The organism is Rhizobium mesosinicum (assembly GCF_019511345.1).
GTDB lineage: Bacteria > Pseudomonadota > Alphaproteobacteria > Rhizobiales > Rhizobiaceae > Rhizobium > Rhizobium mesosinicum.
The window spans coordinates 60,193-81,638 of record NZ_JAEUAK010000013.1; the positions used below are offsets into that span (position 1 = coordinate 60,193).

Below are 21,446 nucleotides of genomic sequence, written 5' to 3' on the forward strand. Positions count from 1 at the left end.
CTAGCCTCGCCGGTCTTATAGGACCGGCTTCAGGCGCAGGAGATGCATCAGGCGCATCCGGTTGTTGTCATGATCTTCCGGGTTCATGACTGGGTCCTTCTCCGTTACCCAGCCGGTAAAGCGCTTGCTGGAGAACTGGTACCAGGTCGGGCCATTGAAGACAGGCACGACGGGGAAATCTTCAGCCACCAGCAGTTGAATATCGTTGAAGATCTTCTTGTGATCCTCATCCGACGTCGCCTTCAGATACTGATCGAAGAGTGCATCGAGCTTCGGGTTCTGATAGCGCGAGGGAGCACCTGTGACACGACCGGCATAGGCCGTCGACAGGCTCTGGTAATAGCCGCGAAACGGAGTGGCCCCATCGGCGCGCGAGTTCATAACGACCTCGAAGCTGCCGTCGAGAATCTGCTTGCGCCACTGTTCGTATTCCGGCGTCGCGACCGAAGCATTGATGCCGGCTGCGCGCAGGCCTTCGACGGCGATCTGCACGGCGTCGATCCAGTCTGTCCAGCCATTGGGAACGATGATCGGGAAATTGATCGGCTTGCCGCTCGGCGTCCTACGAAAGCCGTCCGAACCCTTCTTGTAGCCTGCGTCGTCGAGGATCTTGCTGGCCTTCTCGGTATCAAAACCCATGAAGGCATCCTTGTCGCCTTCAGCCGCCTTGTTGCGCCAGCCTTCAAAGCGGGGCGGCAGGCCGGAGGCATGTTCGTTGACGACGGGATAGCCGAAGCCGGCAATATCGACCATCGACTTGCGATCCATGGCAAGACTGAAGGCGTGGCGGAAGTTGAGGTCCTTATAGGCTTCCAGATTGCCGTCATCCTTGCTTTTGAAATTCATCTGGAAGGCAACGGTTTCCGCAGGCGGCTGCCAATAGCCGTTATGGTCGGCGTCAAGCGCCACGAAGGTCTTGTCGATCTCGGGAATGAAGGAGCCGATCCAGTCCATATTGCCTTCAGGCAGGATCGCCAGCATCTGGTCGTTGCCGGAAATCTGCGGTAGCCTCAGGCAATCGACATGGAGCGAAGCGGCATCCCAGTAATTCGGGTTGCGGCACTGCTCATAAACTTGCGGCGTGAAACGGCGAACTTCCGTCATCGGACCCGAGCCGACCGGCTTCTCGTTCTTGAAGGCCACGGGATCGGAGACGTCCTTCCAGACATGCTCGGGAACGACGGCGAGGTCGGCCAGCGATTCCGGAAAGTCGGAATTGACCGCCTTGAGCTTGATCGTCACCTTAGTCGGCGACGGCGCCTCGACGGATGCCACGGTTTCGCCGACACCAACGGTATCGAGTGCGGCGTTCTTCAGCATCAGATCGATCGTGTATTTGACGTCCGCTGATGTCAGCGGCTGGCCGTCCGACCATTTCACGCCCGGACGCAGTTCATAGGTGATCGACTTCATGTCGTCGGAAAACGTGTAGTTCGTGGCAAGGCGCCAGACCGGCTTACCACCGTCCTGTGCGTTGAAGATGACGAGCGGCTCATAGATGAAGTCCATGGTGCTCTGCCGGCGGCCGGCGAGGTCGAACGGGTTAAAGTTCTGCACCCAGCTCGTCTGCTCTTCAATATGCATCGTCAGAACGGATTCGCCGGCCGAAGCAGCCGATATTCCAAATGCCATGACCGCAGTCAGGGTGACCGCCGCGGCCCAACCGGCGCGTGCGGAAACACCTCGGATTAGGTTCTTATCCAGTCCCATTTTTATGTTCCCTTGCTTGTTATTTTTTGGAGTCAATCAAATTGATTTAATTAAGCTAGCGTAAAATTTCCGATCCGGTCAATCGGGGCGGCAACTAAAATTTCCGCTCCGATATCTGAACGTTATCGCGTAGAACCACATGCTGGTAGATTGCTCGCCAACCTCCGGTCTTGCTGGAAACTAAATTGTCATACTTATTGTGCGCTGCGAAAAGCCCAGCGCAAGCGCGGCCAGCCAGACTGAGGTCGTTAAAATGTAATGATTTAATCCAACCTATATTGAAGCCATGACGGCCTAATTTTCAGCACGATCGAGCCGTCCATCGTCTGCTGGACGGCTATTCCGATGATTCTGGTTTGGGTCAGCTCTTAAAGTCCTACCGGGAAGCCTTCGTCACTGCAATTTCGGCTCTTTCCCATGCTCCCGGATATCCGCATTGCCTTGTCGTCTCCCGAGCTTCCGCCAGCCTTTATTGCAAATACCGTCAGCGCCATCGGTATAGGTATGGGCGCCAAGATGCCATCCTCGGCGCTGAAAGGCTCAGCGACCGTGCCTCCAGACGACCGACCTGTGCCGATCCTGCAGGCCGACGGACAGACGATCCGTCAGATTATGCTGAAGGCGCTGAATCAGCGTGAGGAGCACGCCATCGTACCGTTTCCTGGTTTCGCGCGCTCACTGCAAGATTACGCCCACTATCAGCGCAGCTTTCCGCACCGGGATCTGAATGAAGAGGTGATTGACGGGCTGGGCCTTGCGGACCGGCGAAATGGGTGAGATCCTTGACGGGCTCTCTGAAGTTGCTTCGCTAGTCTGTTGAGCAAGTAGAGAAAGCGAGATTTAATGTCGCTCTGCAAGTGGATCGCTTACTGCTGTTTGGGTCCGGGAATCTGTTGTGGAAGGTCGCCCGGTTGAATAACCGGCATGTCTTCGGTGGGTGGAGCCGGTTCGACCAACCCACGGTCGCCAGTCGGCGGAGGCGTCAGCACGCCCTTGCACCGAGATGTTTGGCTTTCCGACCCTCCATTTTCCGACTGCCGATCCTTGTCGACTGACGACCGACTATCTGCTTCACACTCCGGTTGCGGCCCTTTGCTGTCCATCTGACTGATGGCAACCTGGGGTCCAGCAAAGAGCGGCGCGAAGGCAAGCCCAAACAGGACAGACCTAGCGGAAAGGCGATGAATCGAACGCCTGGTCACGGATATAGGCCGTAAAATACACATCGGTGTCACCCCCTGCACCCGAGATGGCGACCTGCACTGAGGCTACGGGGAGATCGTCACTTCCCTTCACGAACGCGAACGCCCGGTTTGCCAATCGGCATCAGCCGGGGGTCATTGATGCCGGGCCTTATGGCATCCTGCTCACTCGACTCCTTGAGAGGCGGCGCGTGTCCGGTCTTCTTCTCCGGGGCATTGGGAGGTGTTTGTAAATGTTCGCGATGTTGCTTGTCGAGTTGGGTCATAAGCAGCCTCATTGCGTCCGACCAACCGCATGTCGGAACCGGTTCTAGCCGCAGCGGTTTCTCGAGGAATGAACGCCGCTTGCGGTCACCAACGCCAGGATGAGAGGCTGCAATAAAGCCAACACACCGGGCGCCGTCTTGCGATTGGTGCTTTTCCTATCCGGCTCAACCGGCACCGACTTCGAAAGTTCCGGATAGAGATAGAATTGATCCTCGGAACCTTCGGGTTCAGACGTTACGTCGTTTCCCGGCGCGAACATGAGAGAAGGTGACCCGTGCAAGCGAACCTGCAAAAAGACATGACGGCTTGGTTTCAGTCGCTCGAACCTGTCAACCCCGTCGAGATGATCGGACTGTGGAGAGGTGTCGGCGTTCCGTCAGGACATCCACTGGACGGCGTTCTTGAGAATTTACGATGGTTCGGCAAGCGCTTTCATCCCGACATGCGGGCGGATCCCCTGCTCTTTCAATGGTTTCCCGGACGGCTCGTCGCCATCGATCCGCGCTTCGTCTCCGTCGGGCTTGCGATCAGACTTGCGCCGCTCGGACGGACCTCCCTTGCCCGAAATTTGTTCTCGCATATTCAGAAGGCATTCCGCGCGCATGCTACGACAGCCGCTCTGGAGATTCGGACATTCGAGCAGACCGCGAGCGCTGCGATGATCTATGACAAGCAACCGATCGTCGACCACTTCAGGAGGGTAAACGATGACACGCTGGCTGGGATGATGTGCGTGCGCGACGACGAGATGCGGCTCTTCTTCAAACTCACGAAGGTCGACGCTCAGGCCTGAAGAATGTTGAAAAGGCAGATTCGCGATCACTCCGTCATTCGTAGACGCGCCCACCGCCTCCATCTTCTTCGAAATCAATGAAACTCAAGACGGCAAGCGACATCTGGGCGCTCTCCACAATTCAAGCGCTGCCGGCGAATGATACCCTTGCTGCGGGCGATCTTCCTCCTAAGATACTTCAGGTTACCGCGTAGTACATTCGGTCGACCCTGACCAAATTTGGGAGAAAGCGATGCAAGAGGCTCTCGTCGTACGCCGCGAAACTCATCTTTCCGCGCCGCCTGCGGCGGTGTTCGCCCTGCTGACGGATCCGGAAAAGATCCTTCGCTGGATGGGAACGGAGGCGGAGGTCGAGCCGCAGCCCGGAGGGCTCTATCTCGTCAATGTGACCGGCGCACGTTTCGCTCGCGGCTCTTTTCGCGAAGTGGTGCCGGTCCATCGTCTGGCCTATAGCTTCGGCTGGGACGGCAGCGAGGTCGTGCCGCCGGGCTCGAGCCTGGTCGAGATCGATTTGATCGAGCAGCCGGATGGGACACTCCTGCGTCTGACACATACCGGCTTGCCCAACGCCGAGCAATGCGCCGGCCATGACGAGGGCTGGGCTCACTACCTCGATCGGCTGGGTACCGTGGCAGCTGGACGCGATCCGGGCCCCGATCCCTTTTATGGCCGGACATAACCAAGCTTCGAAATCGAACGAGAAGCGAATTGATGAAGAAAACGACCTCTTGCCGAATGATACTGACTCGCCGTTCTGTTGCAGCCCTGGCTGGCATCAGGTGACCGCTATGGCATGATCGAAGCATGGATTTTCCCGCCCACCTTGCTTGGCTGATCGATGAGGCCAGCGCCTCCTCCGGCCCGGAACAATTCATAGCCGAGCTTGGCCGCCACTTGCTTGCCGATGGCCTGCCACTTACGGGCGGGGCTCTCACTCTCGCTGTTCCGCATCCCATCATTGCGCGCCGCACTTGGTTATGGCGGGCAAAAACCGGCGCCGTCATCGAGGCGCTCGACTTTGCCGGCAGCCCCCTCAACAAGTCTGCAGGCGACTGGCTTGCCGGCTTTGGGCCAATATATGAAGGAAAGATCGGCCGGGGCGCTGACAGCCCAATATTGGCCTGGGCCGCGTCCCGGCCGTTCGATCCTGCCGAGGCGGATCGCCTGCAGCAGGCAGCGCGCTTTGGAGCGGCACCCTTGTCGGCTCTAACCGCACGGACGGCGTTGACAACCCTCTTGGAGGCCTATGTCGGTAAACGCAGTGCCGCGCAGGTGCAGGCCGGAGCGCTCGGCCGCAACAGCGGTGAAACCATTCGCGCCGCTTTGCTCTGCGCAGATCTGCGCGACTTTACGGCGCTCTCCGAAGCGACTGAGCCTCCTGCCATGATCGCAACGCTCGACGCCTGGTTCGATCGTGTTGCAGGTGCGGTGCACGCTTTCGGAGGTGAAGTGCTGAAGTTCATCGGGGACGGTGTTTTAGCAATCTTTCCCGTCACCGGCACGCCCGGTGAGGCCTGCGAAGCATCGCTACGCGCCGTCGCAGCCGCCAGTGCCGGCATGGCCCATCTCGATGCCGCACGGCAGGCACAGGGCCTGCCGCCGCTACCCTTCGGCGCGGCTCTGCATTTCGGCGAAATGCTTTGGGGCAATATCGGTGCCGCCGATCGGCTGGACTTCACCGCCATCGGCCCAGCCGTCAATCTGGTCAGCCGCCTGGAAGGGCTCTGCAAGTCCCTTGGTCATCGCGTGCTGATATCAGGTGCGCTCGCCGCGGAGACGACGACGCATCTGGTTCCCCTGGGCGAACACCGGCTGCGGGGCATCACCGATCCCTGCGCTGTCTTCACTTTGCCAACGGACTGAATGACGCAGATCACGGCGATCGCCGGGGCAGTGACACCAGTCGATCTGCCCCGGCAGCAAGTTCTCATTTGGCCGCGAGCATATATCCTTCATTCAGATCATCGAGCGCGATGCCGTTGATCGTCACCGAGCAGCGGTCCGCATCCACCCTCGAAACGGAGACCTGATATTTCCCGCCAGGCAGGTCGAGTTCGGCGGAGAAGCCGTTCCATCCGTCCGGCAGCACCGGCTTGACGTGCAGGCGACCATTCTCCGAGTGGATGCCGAGGATGCCCTCGATTGCCACACGGTAGAGCCAGCCGGCCGACCCTGTGTACCAGCTCCAGCCACCGCGGCCCTTGAGCGCGCCCTCGCCATAGATGTCGCCGGCGATCACATAAGGCTCGATGCGGTAGACCTCCGCAGACGCCTTATCGAGCGAGTGATTGATCGGATTCAGCATTTCGAAGGCCCGCCAGGCATCGTTGGCGTGACCCATGCGGGCGAGAGCCAGAACTGCCCAGGCGGCGGCATGAGTGTACTGGCCGCCGTTTTCGCGAACGCCGGGCGGATAGGCCCTGATCACACCGGGGTCGTTGACCGGCTTGACGAAAGGCGGCGTCAGGAGACGGATGAACTTGCCATCTTCATCGACGAGTTTGTCGAGGACGGCTTTCATCGCCATCTCGCTGCGTTCCGGGTTGCCCTCGCCCGATAGCACACTCCAGGACTGAGCGATCGAATCGATCTTGTCCTCTTCGGACTGGCTGGAGCCGAGCGGCGCGCCATTGTCGTAATAGCCGCGGCGATAATATTCGCCGTCCCAGCCGGCCGTTTCGATCGCGCTCTTGAGCTTTTCCAGATGTGCGGTCCAGTGGCTGACACGCCGCGCGTCGCCGCGGCTTTCAGCATAGGCGATGAAGCGGCGCAACGTACCGGCCAGGAACCAGCCGAGCCAGACGCTTTCGCCGCGGCCGGCCATGCCGACACGGTCCATCTTGTCGCACCAGTCGCCGCTCATCATCAGCGGCAGACCGTTGACGCCGGTACGCTTGATTGCGAGATCGAGACCGAGGGCGGCATGCTCGTAGAGCGATGCGGTTTCCTCCGAAACACGCGGCTGCAGGAAGGCGTCATACTGGCCGGGGCTCAGCTGCGCTCCTTCGACGAAGGGCAGCATCTCGTCCATGATCGAGCTGTCGCCGGTCGCGGTGCAATATTGATCGACGGCATAGGCGAGCCAGACCGGATCGTCGGAGATATTCGTGCGCACACCGGCGCCGCTGTCTGCCAGCCACCAGTGCTGGAAGTCGCCTTCTGGGAACTGGCGCCGGCCGGTATTGAGGATCTGCTTGCGAGCGATATCAGGCGAGTGCAGCAGGAAAGCCAGCGAATCCTGCAGCTGATCGCGCAGGTTCCACGCGCCGCTCGATTGATAGAAAGCGGTGCGGGCCATGATGCGGCAGCTATAGGTCTGATAGGGCAGCCAGTTGTTGACCATAAAATCGAGGCGTTGATCCGGTGTCGAAACACGCGTCTTGCCGGTAAAGTTCTTCCAGAAGTCGCGGGTCTGACCGAGAACCTCTTCGAAGCTAACGGAACGGATTTCAGCAATCAGAGCAGCCGCCTCCTCCTGCGAGGCAGCATCGCCCATATAGAAGCAGATGTCGCGGACCTCGCCAGGCCCGATCGTAAGATCGAAGGCCATGGCGGCGGCCGGATCGCCATCGAGATCCAAAGCGTTGGAGAGACGCGAGCCGGCCGAGACGGTACGAGGCTGCTGGATCGTTCCGTGCCGGCCGATGAATTCGCGGCGGCTGGTGGATACGCTCGACGGCGCCTCGCTTGCCGCAAATGCGGCGACACGCGTGCCGAAGCTCACGCTGAATGGATTGCTCGCGAAGACCGCCCCGCTCGCGCTGTCGAAGCTGGAGATGATAAAGGGTTTGCTCTTCGTCGGGTTGTTGCCGAGGATCCATTCGGCATAGCCATAAAGACGCAGTTTGCGCGCCTCGCCTGCATCATTACGGATGCGCAGTTGCGTGAGCTTGACCGACTTCTGCATATGCAGGGTCTGCATCACCTCCAGGGCGATCTCGTCCTGAACCGTGGAGAAGACCGAGTAGCCGAGGCCATGACGGGCTTCGAAGCGCGTGTCGGAGCGCTGCGCCAGCGACGCATAGGGCACGATGACCGAGCCCCGATCGAGGTCCTTCAGGTAGAAGGCTTCGCCCGGCCGGTTGGTGACCATATCATTGGTCCAGGGTGTCAGCTGGTGATCGCGTGAATTCTGGCTCCAGGTGAAGGCGGCACCTTCCGCCGAGACATGGAAGCCGAAGCTGTCATTGGCCATGATGTTGACCCACGGATGCGGCGTCTGTTCGCCGCCCGACAGGCGCACGACATATTCGCTGCCATCGGCCGCGAATCCGCCATAGCCGTTCCAGAACGCGAGATCGCTGCCGTCGACCGGTTCTGGCGAAGCCAGGCCGCGGACCATCCTCGGCACCAGAGTGGAATCGCCCCACTGGCCGAGGAGCGCGGGTGAACCGGCAACGGAACGAGCCTTCTGCAACTGGTCGACGAGACTGCCGTCACGGCCCCGCAGTACGACGCGCGAGGCGGCAATGATGGCGTCATAGGCTTCCGGTGTCGTCAGGTCCTTGCGCAGCGCATAGATGTTGCGCTGGATACCCGCAATTTCGCTTGCATGACGCGCCGCATCGCAGAGTTGGTCGACCGTGCGCTGCATTTCCGCAGCCGCCTCGCCGGCACGTTCGTTGAAGATCACGAGATCGACCTCGACCCCGCGCGACTGCAGGAGACCCTGAGCCCGCAACAGTTCCTTGACGAGATCGGTGCCGAGCTCGTCGGTGATGCGCAACGTCATCAGCGGCGCATCACCCGAGAGCGTTGCTCCCCAGAGAACGGACTGGGACTTAAGACCCTCGCGGACCGCCTTGCTGTCGGCGCGTAGCGCCATGTCGGGATAGATAATGTAGCGCGCGAACCGCTGGTAGGCGGCTGCCTCCTTCGAGTTGACGCCGATCTGGCGCAACTGGCTCTGTGTTCTCGTCCAGGCCTGAACGAGGCCCTGGGCAAAGCTTTCGGGCTGGCGATAGTGATCGAGAGCTGCTTCGAGTTCGGCGCGTTCACCGGCCGCAACAGTCCAGAAAATCAAGCTGACCTTTTCGCCGGCCGGCACGCGAAGCGTACGGCGCAGCGAAACGCAAGCGTCCATGGTGAAACCATCGGTACCCGAAAGCTCTGCACCAGCATCAAAGGCGGCAGCTTCGGTCAGGGTGCGTCCGCGGCCGAGGAAGCGCATTCGGTCCGTCTCATATTGAGTCGCGCCGTTTTCGCCCGATGTATCGACGATAAGCTGCGCGATGGCGACATCGGGATCGGTCAGGCCACGCTTCTGGCGCTCGACGAAGATCGCGTCGCCGGCAGCGGCAATCTCGGTCTTCAGGAACATGCGGGCGAAGACCGGGTGGCCCGTATCGACGATATCGAGTGTCGCGACCGGCTCCATATAGGAGGTCACTTCGATCACGCGATCTTCCGCGCCGGTATTGGTGATCGTCAGACGGCGGCCTTCCGCATCGTGATCGCTGGCGACGAAGACTTCCATCTCGCTCGTCAACTCGCCGACGGTCTTGATGAATTCCGCCTTGTCGTCGCTGAAGCTCACGCGCACGTGCTCGTTGGCGATCGAACGCGGCTCTGCCGTCGCAGACCACCATTCGTTGGAGGCGGTATCCCGCAGGAAGATGAACGAACCCCAGCGGTCTTCGGTCGGATCGGCCCGCCACCGGTTGATGGAGAGGTTTTTCCAGCGGCTGTAGCCTGAGCCCGTCGCGGTCAGCATGGTCGAATAGCGACCGTTGGACAGCAGCAGCAATTCGCGTTCGCGCGATGCCGGGTCTTCCAGTCGGCGCACTTCCGGACGCATGAGGTCGCCCTGGATGGTCGCCGGCGCATCGGTTTCGTGCTTGGCTGCCATGACGGGAATGTCGCGCGGCGCCTTTTCCTGCAGCAGCAGTTCGGCTGCCTCGATGACAGGATCGGCATGGAAAAGCTCACGCAGCATGCCGTCGAAAACGACGTTGGCGACCGCTGCGATCGACATGCCGTGATGGTGGGCATAGTAGTTGTAGACGACAGCGCATTGCTTGCCTTCAGGCACACGGCTTGCCGTGAAGTCGACGGCATCATGGAAGCCGTACATGCCAAGCGCGCCGACGGCCCTCAACCTGTTGAGGTTTTCGAGTGCGGCGACGGGGTGGTACTGGCTCGCGAGCAGCGAGGCGTAAGGCGCGATGACCGCATTCTGGCCGAGGCCGCGCTTCAGCCCCAGCGTCGGTACGCCAAAATTGCTGTACTGATAGTTCATCTGGTGGTCGCGGGCATTGAAGGCCGCTTCCGAAATGCCCCAGGGTGTGCCGAGTTTGCGGGCGTAGTTCATCTGTTCGAGAACGATCAGATTGTTGGTCTGGTTGAGAATGCCTCCGCTGCGCTCCTGCATGACCAGCGGCGGCATCAGATATTCGAACATCGAGCCGGACCAGGAGACCAGCGCCCCCCGCGAACCGACCGGAACGACATGACGGCCGAGCTTGTACCAATGCTCCGTCGGCAGGTCGCCCTTGGCGACCGAAAACAGGCTGGTCAGGCGTGCTTCCGAAGCAAGCAGGTCGTAGCAGGCCGCATCGACTTCTTCCGTCTCGACACGGAAGCCGATCGACAGCAGCCGGCGCTCAGGGCGATAGAGGAAACTGAAATCCATGTCGAAAGCGATTTCGCGGGCACGATTGCCGACACGGATCAGCCTTTCGCTGATGGCATCCGCCTGCGAAGGATCGAAAGCCTTGTCGGTCAGATGAAGCTCGCAGGTCGCCACGAGCTTTTCTGCCCAATGGACAACCTCGTCGCTCTGCGCCGTCTTGACTTCGCGGTCGAGGCTGCCGGCGAGTTCGCGGATTTCGCGGGCCTGCCCGGCAAATCGCTCGATCAGGCCGGAGGAGAATTCTTTCTCACGCCTGCCGGTGGCGACAGCCGTTTCGAGATCGGCAATTCGGCCATCCAACCGATCGTGAAGGGACCGGACCGATTTGTCTTCTTCCCGAAGCTCGTTCAGTACCTCGCGAAGAATGGCCGCGACATCGCCGATCCCATCGAGATCGGTGTGAATGTGAGCAAGCGGAGACTGCGCCCAGATGCGGCAGGCCGACGATGCTGCAATCAGATGGCCGGCAAAATTGCCGCTGTCGACCGAAGACACATATCGCCGGCCAAGCGGCTTCAGCGTGTCGGTGTGATACCAGTTGAAGAGATGGCCGCGATATTTCTCGAGCCTGTCCACGGTTTCGATCGTCTGCTCGATGCGCTTGACGGCATCCTCGAACGAAATCCAGCCGAAGCGGCGTGCCGAAATCACCGACAGCAGGTAGACGCCGATATTGGTCGGCGAGGTACGCATGGCGACGACGGCATGCGGCGTCTGCTGGACATTGTCCGGCGGCAGGTAATGCTGGCCGGGAACCACGAAGTGGTCGAAATAGCGCCAGGTGCGCCTTGCGATCTTGCGCAATTCGTTGCGGACATTCTCGGGCACGTCGAGCCGGTCTTCGGTCTCCGCCGTCTGGCTGACCGTCCAGGCGATAGCCGGCGAGAGGACCCACAAAATAACGAAGGGAAGCCCGACCATCCAGGCGCTGTCGCCGGAGGAAATGACGAAAAGCAATGCCAGGATGGCGAGCACCGGAGCGCGCCACATGACTTTGTAATGGCCGAGAATGGTCGTCTGGGCCATGGCCTGAGCGCTTGCGGCCGTGCGCCATTGCAGCATCAGTTTACGGCTGACGAAGAGGCGGTAGAGCGAGCGGATGATGGCGTCCGCCATCACGCAGGCAGTGTCGGCGATGAAGACGATGCGCATCGCCACCTGGGCATTGGCATTCTCGATGTCTTTCCAGACGGTGTGGAGATGCGCCTGCAGGATGATGTCGCTGGTGCGTGGGATGATACCGTTGATCAGCGACAGGGTCGGTGCGACGAACAGGCTGAAGATCAAGAGGATCTGCCAGATGAGCGCGCCGAGCGGGTCCATCCAGTACCAGCCGAGAACGGATGCCAGGAACCAGGCGATCGGCGTCAGCGAGCGGCGCAGGTTGTCGAACATCTTCCAACAGCCGAGTGCAGTGACGCCGCGGCGATCGTCGAAGATATAAGGCAGAAGCTGCCAGTCTCCACGCGCCCAGCGATGCTGGCGCGAGACTTCCACTTCATAGCGGATCGGGAAGTCCTCGACCAACTCGCAATCTGTCACCAATGCGCAACGCGCCATCGAGCCTTCGAGCAAGTCGTGGCTGAGAACCGAGTTTTCCTTGATGCGGCCCTTCAGCGAGGCCTCGAAGGCATCGACGTGATAGAGGCCCTTGCCGGTGAAGGTGCCTTCGCCGGTAATGTCCTGATAGACGTCGGAGACGGCAAAGACATAGGGGTCGAGGCCGCGGTTGACCGAGAAGACGCGCTGGAAGGTCGATGCGTCCTTGCCTGTCGTGAGCGACGGCGTCACACGGGGCTGGAGCACGCCGTAGCCATCGACGACCCGTTGTTTCTTTTCGTCGAAGACCGGGCGATTGATCGGATGGTGCAGCTTGCCGACGAGCTTGATCACGGTGTCGCGGACGACACGCGTGTCGCTGTCCAGGGTCATCACGTATTTCACGTCCTGCGGCACGACATCGGCGCCCGGCAGGAAACTCGTATTCGGCTCGCCGCGCAGAAGCATGTTAAGCTCATGCAGCTTGCCGCGCTTGCGCTCCCACCCCATCCAGGCGCCTTCGGCGGGATTATATTGGCGGCGGCGATGCAGCAGATAGAAGCGCTGCTTGCCGTCCTCTCCGTAACGTGCGTCCAGATCGGCAATCTTGCTCATTGCATAGTCGAGCACTTCGAGATCGCGGGCGCTCTGTTCTTCCTGTGCGTCCGGCCAGTCACTCAAAAGCGCGAAATAGATTTCACCGCGCGCATTGGCGAGATAATGGACCTCGAGATTGCGGACGAGCTCATCGACATGCTCGCGCTTGCCGATCAGGCAAGGAATGGTGACGAGCGTGCGGGCGTCTGCCGGCAAGCCCTTCTTGAATTCGTAACCGACCAGACGATCGGGCGTGATGAAGAAGGTCGCAAAGAAGTTGAAGAGGCCGGTCGCTCCTTCGGAGGCCGGAAGCGCGAACATCAACAGCAGCACGATCGTCGCGAAAAGCGGCATGCCGGCATCGACGAAAACCGCTTCGGTGACGACCAGCGCCAGCAGCGTCAGGAGCAGCACCGGCACGGCGATTGCCAGCCAGTTCAGCTTGCGAATGACGCGCATGAACCGCAGGCCGAGCGGCCGCCGGAAGCCAATCTCTGCTTCGAGAGCGGGGCGTCCATTGCCGACGAAATAATAGCCGACATTGCCGGCTGATTCGGAAAGATCCTGGCTTCCCGCCTTCGCGCGGTCGGCCAAGCGGACGGCCGCCTCGGCGATATCCATCTCCGTCTTGTCGGAGCGCTTCGCAAGCTTTTCGATCTGGCGGCGATAGCTGTTGCGGGAGCCGGAATCGAGTTCGGCATAATCCGTCTGCTGCCAGAGCAGCTTATCGATGGTGCTGACCTCTTCGACCCATTCGGACCAGTCGGTATCGTTGATATCCCGCAGGCTCTTGATGATGCTGCCCATCAGGGAGTTGGCCGCTCCAAGACGCAGTTGCTCTGCCGACATCACAGCTTCGGCGTCCGTCCCCCTCTCCACGAGCTTGGCCTCAAGCCAGTTGAGCGCGGCTTCGGTCGGCTCCAGCGCATTGCGCAGGCGATAATGCAGCTGGGTAACGAAGGTCGTATCGTCGAGATTGGCCGAAAGCGTCTCCAGGAAGCCCACGGCCCCGGAATCGCCGAGCGCAATCGCCTGGGTCGCCGCTGCGTTGGCGCTGCCGCGCATTTCGCTGCCCTTATGGACCCGTGCCGCAACATGGCGAAGATTGTCAATCAGAACGTAACGGACGAGCGAAGGCAGCGCCCAGAGTTCGCCGATACGCAGCGTCTCCCTGTCCTGGAAACCTTCCGTGACGGCGGTCATGCCTGCATTGCTGATATTGCTGTGGGCATGCGCCATATAGAGCCAGGCGAGTGCCAGCGTGCGCGGCACTTCCGTCCCATCGAGCGTGATCTTGCGCAGCTCCCGATAGAACTTCTTCGGAAAGTCGCGGCGGACTTCCTGGATCGCCTCTTCGACGATGTAGTGGTTGTCGAGCAGCCATTCGGTGGCCGGCGTAATGCTCTCGCCGGCATCGACGTCAGCGGCAGCGGCGCGATAGACCCTCAATATCTCTGCTTCGTTCTCCCGATGCCGCTGGAAGAAATCGAAATTCTTGAAACTCGCCACATCAAGGGCGCGGCTTTCTGCAAACTGCGCAGCCTTGATCCTCAGCTGCTCGTTCGACAGCAAGGGCGCGCGGATGCCGAAATCCGGATCGGCGGGAGCCTGAATATGCGGGCTGGTAGCGCCCACAACATTTTGAGAGGTCATAGCGTTTACTCTCTTCTACTGGGTTCGTGTCCGTCGAATGCATATTTGCGGAACTGGATGCGAGCAGGGGCACGAGCGTTTCGAATTGGGCATCTTCATTGCTTTTAAGAGGAAGTTTACATTCAAACGTGAATTGTTCGAAATGGCGGATAATGGTCAATAGCGGCGGTAAAATGAACGGACGATTAATCAGACCGCTCACCAAATGAAATGGGCCAACAGGAATATGTCGCCGCTTGCGCAGCCACGTTCCAATACGCATTCAACCAGGCGGAGCCAGGGCGGCTTCGCACGGTTGGCTGCCTCTCAATGCCGTAGATTTTGACCGGTACGCCTGACGCTTTTCAGCCGCCTGCGTCCTTCGATGGCGGGCGCGGTTGCCGAGTTCTGCCGCTGCGAGCGTACCCGTGAACCACTCAACTTTGTCGCATAATCTCGCGAAGTTCCAAAACCCGTCTACCCTTCAGGTGCTTCCGCGCATTTCGACATGCGGTTTGATCAGCAGATGCCTGGCTTCCTCACGGCCATCGATCCTGCCGAGCAGCGTCTCCGCTGCGGTTCTGCCGAGTGCAGCGGCGTTCTGGTCCACGCTGGTCAGACCGACGAGCGGAATGGCCGCCATCGGCGAATTGTCATAGCCGATGATGGCGAGATCTTCCGGAACTCGGATGCCGCACATACGCGCGGCATTGATCAGAGGCACGGCATCAAGATCCGACCAGACGAAGACGGCGCGGGGTCGGTCCCTCATCGCAAGGAAATCATTGATTGCCGCCCGACGGTCAGCTCCTACCGACGGCAGGCGGATGATGCGACCCTCCAGGCCTTCCGCCTTCATGCCATCCAGATAACCCTTCTCGCGCAGCAGGGCGACGATGGTCGGCGGGGAGTCGCCGAGGTCATAGCTGAGCATTGCAATGTCCCGATAGCCGCGCTGCAAGGCGGCTTCGACCGCGAGATAAGCGCCTCCGTGATCATCGGAATTGACGGTGTCGTAAGTCTTGGCATGCGGCTCGTGATGGGCGATGACCACGATCGGAATTTGCCGTGCATAAAGCTCTAGGATCTTTCCCGATATGCGGGGCGCGATGATCAACACGCCGTCCATGCGGTTATCGATCATCGATTCGATCATCGATGCCTCGATCGAACTTGCAGAGCGGCCGATTCCGATCAGCGCCTTGAAGTTGCTTTCCGCCAGTGTAGCGTTGGCCTCCTCGATGACCCCCGCCAGGAACGGATTGGACAGTTCGATCACCAAGACGCCGACCGTCTGCGTGCGGCCGCGCATGGCGCGCGCTGCGACTGAAGGTCGGTAATTCAGCTTTTCAATCGAAATCTCGACTTTCGCCCGTAAGACTTCGCTGACGCCGTAGGCATTGCGAAGGACCTTGGATACCGCGGCGACGGAGACGCCGGCATCTTGTGCCACATCGCGGATGGTCACCCTGTCCCTCGTCGCGTTAACGGCCTGATTTTTCATTCCAAATTGCCTCATTCTCAAGTGTCGGAAAATTATAGGCACAAAACCTCTTGCGCGGCAATCGATAGTGTAGAATGATATACATAGAACGATACACACGAAGCAGCCGCCGGAGGAATTGGCGGTTGAGGGAGGTACTAAATGAAGACTGCTTCGGCCGATAGCACCGTCGCGGAGGACGGCCTTGCCGGTTCCGTCTTCCAGTTTGCGGCGTCGATGATCGGCCCGTCCTGCGATGGCGGACAGGCGACATCCGGCACCTTCGTCTCTCGAGAATTCGCGCTCGACACCGTTCCGGCCGAAGCGACACTGCGCATCTCGGCCCTCGGCCTCTACCGTGCCTTCCTCAACGGAAAGCGTGTGGGCAGCGATCTTCTGACGCCCGGCTGGACCTGCTACGACGACCGGATCGCCTATCAGACCTATGATGTCACCAAGCTCCTGCAACCCGGTGCCAATCGCATCGAGATCTGGCTCGGCGACGGCTGGTATCGCGGCCAACTGATGTGGGCCTCCAATCCGATCATCAATTGCTGGGGCGACCGGACGGCGGCGATCGCAGAATTGCGCGCCCGTGGCGAGCTACTCCTGAAGACGGATGACCGCTGGAAGAGCGGCTTCACCCCCGTTGTGCGCAACGGGATCTATTATGGCGAAGATTATGACGCCCGCATCCACCCGCAGGATAGCCACGGTGTCGATGTCCTCCCCTTCGATAAGGCGTTGCTGGTTCCGCATGAGACCGGCGCGGTCAGGGAGCTGGACGAACGCTCCCCCATCGATAGCTGGACAGAAGCCGATGGCAGAATTGTATATGATTTCGGGCAGAATGCAGGCGCCTATATCCGCTTGCGCCTCACGGGTGCTGCCGGTGCGCAAGTGCGCGTCGAACATTCCGAGGTGCTCGGCCCTGATCGCTTCTTCGACAACCGCAATTATCGCAGCGCGCGTGCCGAACTGACCTATACGCTCTCCGGACAAACCGAAGAGGACTATGCGCCGCTTTTCACCTTCATGGGCTTCCGCTATGCGCGCATCACCCTGACGGGCCAGGCTGAAGTGATCGCGATCACCATGGTGCCGGTTACCTCGGTGCCAACAAGCGCCGGCGGTTTCACCTCAGGCGTTGCCGCCGTCAACCGGCTCGTCGACAATACAATCTGGTCGCAGCGTTCCAATTTCATCGAAGTGCCGACGGATTGCCCGCAGCGCGATGAACGCCTCGGCTGGACCGGCGATGCCCAGGTCTTTGCCGGCACGGCCTGCTGGCTTGCCGACAGCCAATCCTTCCTCAGGAAGTATCTCCGCGATGTGATCCACGACCAGCGGGCCGATGGCGCGGTCCCGCATTTTTCACCCGATCCGACGCGGCTTCACCCGATCGCCGGGCGCGGCGATTGGGCGGGATCGACCGGCTGGGGCGATGCGATCACCATCATTCCCTGGCAGCTTTACCTCCATTACGGCGACAGCGCCGTCTTGGAAGAATGCTTCCCTGCAATGCTTCGCTGGCTCGATTACCTCTGGCGCATCTCGGATGGACCGATCATCCGTCCCCCGGCAGTCTGGGGCGCGCACGGCTTCACTTTCGGCGACTGGCTGCAGCCGGTCGGGGACAACCGGAAGCCGCGCCCGACCGTTGCAGACGATTGCGCAGCGACCCTTTATCATTTCATTTCCACGCAGCTGACGGCAAAGATCGCGCGCATTCTGGGTGAAACTGTCGAAGCAGCACGGCTCGATAAGCGCGCTGACGAAATCAGGGCGGCCTTCAAGAACGAGTTCTTTTCGCCCTCCGGCCGCATTGCCCATAATGACCAGACGTCCTGGTCTCTGGCGTTCCTCTATGGTCTTGTCCCGCCCGAATATGAAGAAGCCGCTCGCGGCTACTTCCGCGGGGTAGCGGAAGAGACAGATGGCGTCATCGGTACGGGCTTCATCGGCACCCCTGCCCTGCTGCCGGCGCTGACCCGGCTCGGAATGCTGGACCTCGCCGAAAAGATGTTCCTGAACCGGAAGGTTCCGGGATGGCTGTATCAGGTCGAGCGCGGCGCGACGTCGATCTGGGAGCGATGGGATGCACTCGCCGAAGATGGGACGATCTACGATCCCGATATGAACAGCTACAACCACTATGCCTATGGCGCCGTTTGCCAATGGCTCTTCGAAGATGTTGCCGGCATCAAGCCGCTGGAAGACAAGCCCGGCTTCGAAGAAGTCGTCTTCGATCCGGCGATCCTGCCTGCTCTCTCGCCGGTTTCAGCCTGGCATGACACGCGTTTTGGCCGTATCGAAGCTGGATGGACCCTGGAGGAGGGTTTCGTCACGTGCCGTCTGGTGCTGCCGCCGGGTGTTGCTGCACGCCTTCACGGCCGAAGCGACCGTAAGGCGCTGAAGGCGAATGGCGCCACAGTCGAGCAAGGTCAGGATCTTAGGCTCGCTGCGGGGGAGCATAAAATAACATTTTCCATCTGATGTGGTCGCCCGCGGTGAAATCCCGCGGGCAGGCAGCCAACGCATTCCGGTCTTCAAGAGGAGGAAATGACTATGCGAATGACGAAGTGCAGCATCCTTGCAGCCAGCATCATGGCCCTTGCCGCTGGAGTGGCACAGGCGGATGTGACCCTCAGCGTGCTGATCGATACCAATCCGGAATCCATTGCCTCGTTCGATGCCGTTTCCAAGGCCTATATGGAAAAGTATCCCGACGTCACCTTCGACGTCGAACAGCGCGCCGGCGGCTCTGAGGGCGACAACATCGTCAAGACCCGACTCGCGACCGGCGAAATGGCCGATGTCTTCCAATATAACAGCGGCTCGCTCTTTCAGGCTTTGAAACCGCAGGAAACGATCGCGGATCTTTCCGATCTTCCCTCGGAAGCCGGCATTCTGGACAGCTTCAAGAAGGTCGTCACCAGCCCTGACGGGCATGTCCGTGGCATCCCCTTCGGCTCGGCGATGGGCGGTGGCATCTTCTACAACAGAAAGATCTACGCCGATCTGGGGCTGACTCCGCCGAAGACATGGGCGGAGTTCATGAGCAATAACGAGAAGATCAAGGCGGCAGGCAAGGTTGCTGTGGCGCAGACCTACGGCACGACCTGGACCTCACAGCTCTTTGTGCTGGCCGATTTCTACAACGTGCAGTCCGAGGTTCCGAACTTCGCCGACGACTACACGGCCAACAAGGTCAAATACGCCAATACGCCGGCAGCGCTGCGCGGCTTTGAGCATCTCGAGGAGGTGGCCAAGGGAGGCTACCTCAATGCGGACTTCGGAGCGGCGACCTTTGATGACGGCATGCGCATGGTCGCTACCGGCGAAGCCGCCCATTATCCAAACCTCACTTTCGGTATCGGCAACGTTCAACAGAATTTCCCTGACAACCTCAAGGACTTGGGCTTCTTCGCTCAACCCGGAACTGATGCTGCCAAGAACGGGCTGACCGTCTGGATGCCCTCGGCGCTCTATGTTTCCGCAAAGTCCGAGAACCTGGAGGAGGCAAAGAAATTCCTTGATTTCGTCGGCTCCAAGGAAGCCTGCGACCTGATGGCGAAGGCCGTTCCGTCCGGTCCCTATCTCGTCAAGGGATGCGAACTTCCAAAGGACATTCCGCCGGTTGTTTCCGATATGCTGCCCTATTTCGATACTGAGGGACGCAACAGTCCGGCACTTGAATTCCTCTCGCCCGTCAAGGGACCGGCGCTCGAGCAGATCACGGTCGAGGTCGGAACCGGCATACGCTCCGCCAAGGATGCGGCCGCCCTCTACGACCAGGATGTCGAGAAGCAGGCCAAGCAACTCGGTCTGCCGAACTGGTAACCTTCCAGCCGATCCCCCACTCCTCTCCTAGAGCCGGGGTGGGGACGCCTCACGGTGTCCGTATGAGAACACGCAAGTCGCCTTATCCTTACTGGTTCGTTCTGCCGGCAGCGGTGATATTCACCGTCCTCTTCCTGGTGCCGACGATCGCTTCCTTCTGGTTCAGCCTCACGCGCTGGGATCTATTTACCACGCTGTTCATAGGCCTGGAAAACTACCGGCAGTTCTTCCGCGAACCCTTTCTGATCCAGGGCCTGACGAACACGATCATCTATGCCGTCCTGACCTCCGGCACTAAGACCGTCCTCGGTCTGCTGCTCGCCGTGTTGCTGACCTCCGGCCTCTGGGGGCAAGGCCTGCTGCGCACCGTGATCTTCTTTCCGGTCCTCGTCTCGACGATCGGGGTCGGCATCACCTTCTCCGTGCTCATGCATCCGACCCGCGGGCTGATCAACGTGGCGCTCGCCGCCGTCGGCGTCCACGGCCCCGGCTGGCTGACCGATCCGGCTCTCGCGCTTTATTCCATCGTCTTCGTCGACCTCTGGAAGGGTATCGGACTTGCCACCGTGATCTATATCGCGGGGCTCGCTTCGATCAGCCCCGACTATTATGAGGCCGCCCGTATCGATGGCGCGACCCGCACCCAGATGTTCTTTCGCGTGACCGTTCCGCTGGTCAGGCCCGCAACGGTGACGGTTGTGACACTCTCGCTGATCGGCGGGCTCAGAAGCTTCGACCTGATCTGGGCGATGACCCGCGGCGGTCCCGGCTTTTCGTCGGATGTGCTCGCAAGCGTCATCTACAAGCAGTACCAGGCAGGTTTCTACGGCCTGTCGACCGCCGGTAACGTGATCCTCTTCCTGCTCATCGGCCTCATCGTCCTGCCGCTGACGGCCTGGTTCAACCGCAAGGAGGTGGACCTATGAGCCGCCGCCAGCTCTACACCGGGATTGCGGCATTAGCCGCCTGTGGCGTCAGCTTCGTGCTGCCTTTCCTCTTCATCTTCATCACGGCCGCCAAGACGAAACAGGACGCGGCTGCGCTGAAATTCAGCTGGCCGGTCGAGTGGCAGCTCTGGCAGAATTTCATGGAGGTCCTGCAGACCCGCAACTACATGCTGCTGCTTGCCTATTTCAACTCCACCGTCATCACGGTGGCCGCCGTCACCCTGCTGGTGCTGTTCGGCGCCATGGTCGGCTATGTGCTGCAGCGCCGCCACTCACGCTGGAACACAGTCATCTACGGCTGCGTGCTCGCCGGTCTGATGATCCCGCCGGCCATTGTTCCGACCATCTGGGTGCTGCAGCTGCTTGGTCTCTTCAAGACACTGTCGGGGATGGTGCTGATCCAGGTCGCCTATGGCCTCGGCTTCACGGTTCTCCTGTTTCGCAGCTTCATTGCAACAATCCCGCGGGATCTCGACGAGGCCGCCATCATAGACGGGGCAAGGCCGTTTCAGATCTTCTTTCGCGTCATCCTGCCGCTTCTGAAACCGGTTACCGTAACTGTTATCGTCGTTCAATCGATCGCGATCTTCAACGATTTCACCAACCCGCTCTACTATCTGCCCGGCCGCGAGAACGTCACCGTGCAGCTGACGCTCTATAATTTCCAGGGACAGTTCCAGACCCAGTTCAATCTGCTGTTCATGAACATTCTGCTGGTGACCATTCCGCCCCTGATCGTCTTCATCTTCTTCAACCGTCAGATCGTAGCAGGCATGACCGCCGGTGCAGTCAAGGGATAGCC

Annotated in this window: 12 protein-coding genes; 8 read left to right on the forward strand and 4 right to left on the reverse strand. The window is 60.2% G+C overall.

Translation table 11 applies throughout. The features are described 5' to 3' along the window. Positions 1–15: 15 nt before the first annotated feature. Positions 16–1,710, reverse strand: coding sequence for an ABC transporter substrate-binding protein (locus JNB85_RS26170; RefSeq protein ID WP_220337343.1), 1,695 nt, complete (start codon positions 1,708–1,710; stop codon positions 16–18). A 417-nt stretch (positions 1,711–2,127) separates the two neighbouring features. Between JNB85_RS26170 and JNB85_RS26175 the strand changes: the two genes are divergently transcribed. Then, on the forward strand, positions 2,128–2,487 hold the full coding sequence (locus tag JNB85_RS26175; protein ID WP_338050358.1) for a DUF2000 family protein: 360 nt from the start codon (positions 2,128–2,130) through the stop codon (positions 2,485–2,487). Between the two features lie 505 nt (positions 2,488–2,992). Here JNB85_RS26175 and JNB85_RS26180 read toward each other — a convergent pair. Continuing rightward, positions 2,993–3,178, reverse strand: a complete 186-nt coding sequence (locus JNB85_RS26180) for a hypothetical protein (protein WP_220337344.1) — start codon at positions 3,176–3,178, stop codon at positions 2,993–2,995. 299 nt (positions 3,179–3,477) lie between these two features. Between JNB85_RS26180 and JNB85_RS26185 the strand changes: the two genes are divergently transcribed. From JNB85_RS26185 to JNB85_RS26195, 3 genes are all read left to right on the forward strand, one after another. After that, a complete protein-coding gene (locus tag JNB85_RS26185) occupies positions 3,478–3,972 on the forward strand; it encodes a GXWXG domain-containing protein (RefSeq protein WP_220337345.1) in 495 nt (164 codons plus the stop codon). Between the two features lie 232 nt (positions 3,973–4,204). Next, the gene (locus JNB85_RS26190; RefSeq protein WP_220337346.1) at positions 4,205–4,651 is read left to right on the forward strand and encodes an SRPBCC family protein; all 447 of its coding nucleotides are present in this window, start codon (positions 4,205–4,207) and stop codon (positions 4,649–4,651) included. Positions 4,652–4,776: 125 nt separating this feature from the next. After that, positions 4,777–5,835 (forward strand): adenylate/guanylate cyclase domain-containing protein, encoded by a 1,059-nt coding sequence (locus tag JNB85_RS26195; RefSeq protein ID WP_220337347.1) that lies wholly within the window; start codon positions 4,777–4,779, stop codon positions 5,833–5,835. 64 nt (positions 5,836–5,899) lie between these two features. On the opposite strand, the gene JNB85_RS26200 is transcribed toward JNB85_RS26195, so the two are convergent. Both JNB85_RS26200 and JNB85_RS26205 read right to left on the reverse strand, forming a co-directional pair. Then, complete coding sequence (locus JNB85_RS26200) at positions 5,900–14,392, reverse strand: glycoside hydrolase family 94 protein (RefSeq protein WP_220337348.1); 8,493 nt, start codon at positions 14,390–14,392, stop codon at positions 5,900–5,902. A gap of 463 nt (positions 14,393–14,855) precedes the next feature. Then, positions 14,856–15,875, reverse strand: coding sequence for a LacI family DNA-binding transcriptional regulator (locus JNB85_RS26205; protein ID WP_220337349.1), 1,020 nt, complete (start codon positions 15,873–15,875; stop codon positions 14,856–14,858). A gap of 141 nt (positions 15,876–16,016) precedes the next feature. On the opposite strand from JNB85_RS26205, the gene JNB85_RS26210 reads away from it, so the two are divergent. From JNB85_RS26210 to JNB85_RS26225, 4 genes are all read left to right on the forward strand, one after another. After that, entirely contained in the window at positions 16,017–18,350 is a 2,334-nt protein-coding gene (locus JNB85_RS26210; RefSeq protein ID WP_220337350.1) for an alpha-L-rhamnosidase, read from the forward strand. Positions 18,351–18,416: 66 nt separating this feature from the next. Then, positions 18,417–19,697: an ABC transporter substrate-binding protein gene (locus tag JNB85_RS26215; RefSeq protein ID WP_420852295.1), complete on the forward strand. Its 1,281-nt coding sequence runs from the start codon at positions 18,417–18,419 to the stop codon at positions 19,695–19,697. A 62-nt stretch (positions 19,698–19,759) separates the two neighbouring features. Next, a complete protein-coding gene (locus JNB85_RS26220; RefSeq protein WP_220337351.1) occupies positions 19,760–20,623 on the forward strand; it encodes a carbohydrate ABC transporter permease in 864 nt (287 codons plus the stop codon). Next, a complete protein-coding gene (locus JNB85_RS26225) occupies positions 20,620–21,444 on the forward strand; it encodes a carbohydrate ABC transporter permease (protein ID WP_220337352.1) in 825 nt (274 codons plus the stop codon). Before JNB85_RS26220 ends, JNB85_RS26225 begins: the two co-directional genes overlap by 4 nt. Positions 21,445–21,446: the final 2 nt, after the last annotated feature.